The 4,478-nt window shown below is 71.5% G+C and carries 4 protein-coding genes and 1 riboswitch; all 4 genes read left to right on the plus strand.

Annotation, left to right across the window (positions count from 1 at the left end):
• The first annotated feature begins 192 nt into the window (after positions 1-192).
• Positions 193-288, plus strand: a riboswitch (yybP-ykoY riboswitch).
• A 93-nt stretch (positions 289-381) separates the two neighbouring features.
• Positions 382-948, plus strand: a complete 567-nt coding sequence (locus Q0C12_RS14580) for a TMEM165/GDT1 family protein (protein ID WP_290891464.1) — start codon at positions 382-384, stop codon at positions 946-948.
• Between the two features lie 76 nt (positions 949-1,024).
• Positions 1,025-2,158, plus strand: a complete 1,134-nt coding sequence (locus tag Q0C12_RS14585) for a GGDEF domain-containing protein (RefSeq protein WP_290891466.1) — start codon at positions 1,025-1,027, stop codon at positions 2,156-2,158.
• A 66-nt stretch (positions 2,159-2,224) separates the two neighbouring features.
• Positions 2,225-3,517, plus strand: a complete 1,293-nt coding sequence (locus Q0C12_RS14590) for a nucleoside transporter C-terminal domain-containing protein (protein WP_290891468.1) — start codon at positions 2,225-2,227, stop codon at positions 3,515-3,517.
• Between the two features lie 96 nt (positions 3,518-3,613).
• Positions 3,614-4,478, plus strand: an 865-nt coding sequence (locus Q0C12_RS14595; RefSeq protein ID WP_290891470.1) for a PfkB family carbohydrate kinase, incomplete at its 3' end; no start/stop codon positions are given.

The raw sequence follows: 4,478 nt of genomic DNA on the forward strand, positions 1-4,478 counted from the left end.
GCCGCCCACCCCGCGCACGCCGGCCGCCGCCCCGCCGGCGCCGCCGGCCCCGCCTGCCCCGCCCAAGCCGCTCACCGCGATCTGACGCACGCCTCTGTGGGAGGGACTTCAGTCCCGATGCTCTGTGGCGAGAAGCATCGGGACTGAAGTCCCTCCCACAGGTTTTTGGCCGGCGGGTATACTGCGCGCGCTTTCCCTGGCTTCGGGGAGTAGCCCAGGCCCTCCGGGCCACCGCGCATCAACATACTTGGCGATCGCCATGGTGCGCGGGCATGGCTTCCGCCTTGCGGGCAAGACCGAAGGCCAGCGCGTCGCGAACCCGGGCCGGGCCGCGAGGCGCCGGCCTTCGTCCAAACCGCGTCCCGGCCCCGGAGTCATTCATTGGACGCTCTCTACATCTCCACCCTCGCCGTCGCCATCGCCGAGATCGGCGACAAGACCCAGCTGCTCGCGCTGATGCTGGCCGCGCGCTACCGCAAGCCCTGGCCGATCATCGCCGGCATCCTGGTCGCCACGCTGGCCAACCACGGGCTGGCCGGCTGGATCGGCGCCTGGGTCACGAATTTCGTCAGCCCCGACGTGCTGCGCTGGGCCGTGGTGCTGTCCTTCGCGGCGGTGGCGGCGTGGGCGCTGGTGCCGGACAAGCTCGAGGACGGCGAGGTGAAGGCCTCGCGCTTCGGCGCCTTCGTCGCCACCACGATCGCCTTCTTCATCGTAGAGATCGGCGACAAGACCCAGGTGGCGACGGTGGTGCTGGCGGCTCAGTACTCGCCGCTGTGGCAGGTGGTCGCGGGCACCACGCTGGGCATGGCCATCGCCAACGTACCGGTGGTGCTGCTGGGCTCGAAATTCGCCGCGAAGCTGCCGCTCAAGGCCGCCCGCTGGGCCGCGGCGGCCCTGTTCGCGGCGCTGGCGCTGTGGGTCGCCCTGCGGGGCCTGCCGGGCTGAGGCAAATGCCGGCCTGACAGCGCAGCCGCGGCCCGGCTATGCTCGGCGCACTTCTGGACAGGCCACGACCCCCGGCGTGAGTACCCTGCGCGAGACCATCGAAGACCTGGCGGCCTCGCTGCGCGAGCCGCCCGACGAGATCCTGCTGGAAGTCGGCGCGGGCGGCGAGCTGCTGGTGGCGCACCTGCGCGTCGGCGTCGCCAGCCTGCTGCTCCTGCTGCCCCTGCTCAACCGCTGGGCCGGCGGCACCCTGCATGAAACCCTGGCCGGCCTGGTGGGCGCGCTGCTCGTCCTGTGCCTGAGCCTGCTGTGGCTGCGCCTGGCGCGGCGACCGCGGCGAGTCGCCAGCCTGGCCACCGTCACGGCGGCCTCCGACATCACCATGGTGACCCTGGTCCTCGCCCTGCTGTCGCTGGAAACGCCGGTGGCGGCGATCAACAGCGCCGTCGTCTGGGGCTGCTACCCGCTCGCCATCTTCGCCACGGCCCTGCGCCACGACGTGCGCGTCACCCTGTTCGCCGGGGCGCTGGCGATGCTGCAGACCGGCCTGCTGTGGGCGGCGGTGGTGGCGCTGGCCCAGGAGCCCCTGGTCTCGGCCGTGTACGGCACCGTCAGCACCTCCACGCAGGTGCAGCGCCTCGTGCTGCTGCTGGCCGTGACGCTGGTGACCGCGATGGTGGTGTTCCGCGCCCAGCGGCTCACCCAGTTCTCGGCCACCGACGGCCTGACCGGCCTGCCCAACCGCAACTACCTCAACACCCGCGTGCCGCAGCTGGTGCGCGACGCCCGCGCGCGTGGCCACACCGTCAGCCTGGCGCTGGTGGACCTGGACAACTTCCGCCACATCAACGCGGAGCTGGGCCACCTGGCCGGCGACCGCGCCCTGCGCCACGCGGTGACGGTGCTGCGCAAGGAGCTCGCGCGCGAGGAGCCGATGATCCGCGTCGGCGGCGAGGAGTTCGTGCTGGTGCTCAGGCTGCCGATCGGCGCCGCCTGGGAGCGGCTGGACCTGCTGCGGCGCCGGCTCGAGGCCGCGCCCTTCGTGCCGGAGGCCGGCGTGGAGCCGCGCCGGATGACCCTCAGCGCCGGCCTGGCCAGCTGCCCCCAGGATGCCAACGACCTCTCGGGCCTGATGAAACGGGCCGACCAGCGCCTGCAGGTGGCCAAGCAGGCGGGCCGCAACCGGGTGGTCGCCCGCGACGAGGGCTGAGCGCGCCTTGCCGGGGCGGGGGGCCTGCACTACCCTGCCGCATCGCCCCGGGGGTTCCTTCGCTCAATGATCACCAGCATTCTTTTCGGCCTGTTTGGCCTGTCCGTCCTGATCTTCATCGCCTGGCTGTTCTCCAACAACCGCGGCGCGGTGGACTGGCGCCTGGTGCTAACCGGCATCGCCCTGCAGGTCGGCTTCGCGGCGCTGGTGTTGCTGGTGCCGGGCGGCCGCGACGTGTTCGACGCGCTGGGCAACGGCTTCGTCAAGATCCTCAGCTTCGTCGGCGAAGGCTCGAAGTTCATCTTCGGCAACCTGATGGACGTCGACACCTACGGCTTCATCTTCGCCTTCCAGGTGCTGCCCACCATCATCTTCTTCGCCGCGCTGATGGGCGTGCTCTACCACCTGGGCGTGATGCAGTTCATCGTGCGCATCATGGCCCTGGCCATCACCAAGGTGATGAAGGTGTCGGGCGCCGAGACCACCAGCGTCTGCGCCAGCGTCTTCATCGGCCAGACCGAGGCGCCGCTCACGGTGCGTCCCTACATCGGCCGCATGACCGAGTCCGAGCTCATCACCATGATGATCGGCGGCATGGCCCATATCGCCGGCGGCGTGCTGGCGGCCTACGTCGGCATGCTCGGCGGCGGCGACCCGGTCGAGTCGGCCTACTACGCCAAGCACCTGCTGGCGGCGTCCATCATGGCCGCGCCCGCCACGCTGGTGATCGCCAAGCTGCTGATCCCGGAGACCGGCAACCCGCTCACCCGCGGCACGGTGAAGATGGAGGTCGAGAAGACCACCAGCAACATCATCGACGCCGCCGCCGCCGGCGCCGCCGATGGCCTGCGCCTGGCGCTGAACATCGGTGCGATGCTGCTGGCCTTCATCGCCCTGATCGCGATGCTGAACTGGCCGCTGACCTGGATCGGCGAAGTGACCGGCCTGGCCGAGGCGCTGGGACGTCCGACCGACATGGCCACCCTGCTGGGCTACCTGCTGGCCCCCATCGCCTGGGTGATCGGCGTGCCGTGGCAGGACGCGACCACGGTCGGTGGCCTGATCGGCCAGAAGATCGTGCTCAACGAGTTCGTGGCCTACCTGCAGCTGGCCGAGATCGTGAACGGCAACGTCGAGGGCGTGGCGCTGACCGACAAGGGCAAGCTGATCGCCACCTACGCGCTGTGCGGCTTCGCCAACTTCAGCTCGATCGCGATCCAGATCGGCGGCATCGGCGGCCTGGCCCCGGAGCGCCGCCAGGACCTGGCCAAGTTCGGCCTGCGCGCCGTGCTGGGCGGCACCCTGGCCACCTTCATGACCGCCACCATCGCCGGCGTCCTCACCACCCTCGGCGCCTGACGAAACCTCGTAGGGGGGACTTCAGTTCCGAAGCCTTTCGCCGGAAAGCTTCGGGACTGAAGTCCCTCCTACATTTCCAGCGACGGGAGATCCGGCATGTCCAAGGTAGTCGTCGTGGGGTCTTACAACCAGGATTTCGCCTGGACGACCGACGTGCTGCCGGCCCCCGGCGCCACCCGCCTGGGCACCTTCGCCGGCGGCCCCGGCGGCAAGGGCTTCAACCAGGCCGTCGCCGCCGCGCGCGCAGGCGCGCCCACCACGTTCATCACCGCGCTCGGTGCGGATGACACCGCGGCCGGCGCGCGGGCGCTCGCCACGGCCGAAGGCATCGATCTTCGCGACGAAGTACATCCCGGCCTCGCCACCGGCACCGCCGGCATCTTCGTGGATGCGTCCGGCCGCAACGTCATCGTCGTGGCGCCCGGCGCCAACGCCGCACTCGGCGCCGGCTTCGTGCAGGCGCAGGCGGAAGCGTTCGGCGGCGCGCGCGTGGTGTTGGCCCAGCTCGAGGTGAACGCCGACGCGGTCCAGGCCGCGCTCGATGCCGCGGGCCAGGCTGGCGCGCTGGCCATCCTCAATCCCGCGCCCGCGAATGCCCCGACCACCGACACGATGCTCGCCGTCGCGGACGTGCTGACGCCGAACGAGACCGAGTTCGCGGCGATGCTGTCGCGCCACGAGGGACGCGAGGTCGACGCCGCGACGCTGGCGACGATGCCCGACGCCGGGCTGCACACGCTGTGCCGCCAGCTGGCGCCGCGCGCCACGGTGGTGGTGACGCTGGGCGACGCCGGCGCGTTCGTCTCGCACGGCGAGCACCTGCGCGGCGACCACGCAGCGCACTACCGGCTGCCTGCGCAGCCCGTCACCGCCGTGGACACCACCGGCGCCGGCGACGCCTTCAGCGGAGCCCTCGCCGCCGCCCTCGCCCGGGCCGCGCCCGGCCAGCCCTTCGCCGACG

Origin of the sequence: Arenimonas sp., from assembly GCF_022842045.1 — a bacterium.
Classification (GTDB): domain Bacteria; phylum Pseudomonadota; class Gammaproteobacteria; order Xanthomonadales; family Xanthomonadaceae; genus Arenimonas.

What these genes read in the sequence shown, in the direction of transcription:
- Q0C12_RS14590 (WP_290891468.1), top strand. Translation starts at nt 2,225, where the DNA reads ATGATCACCAGCATTCTTTTCGGCCTGTTTGGCCTGTCCGTCCTGATC.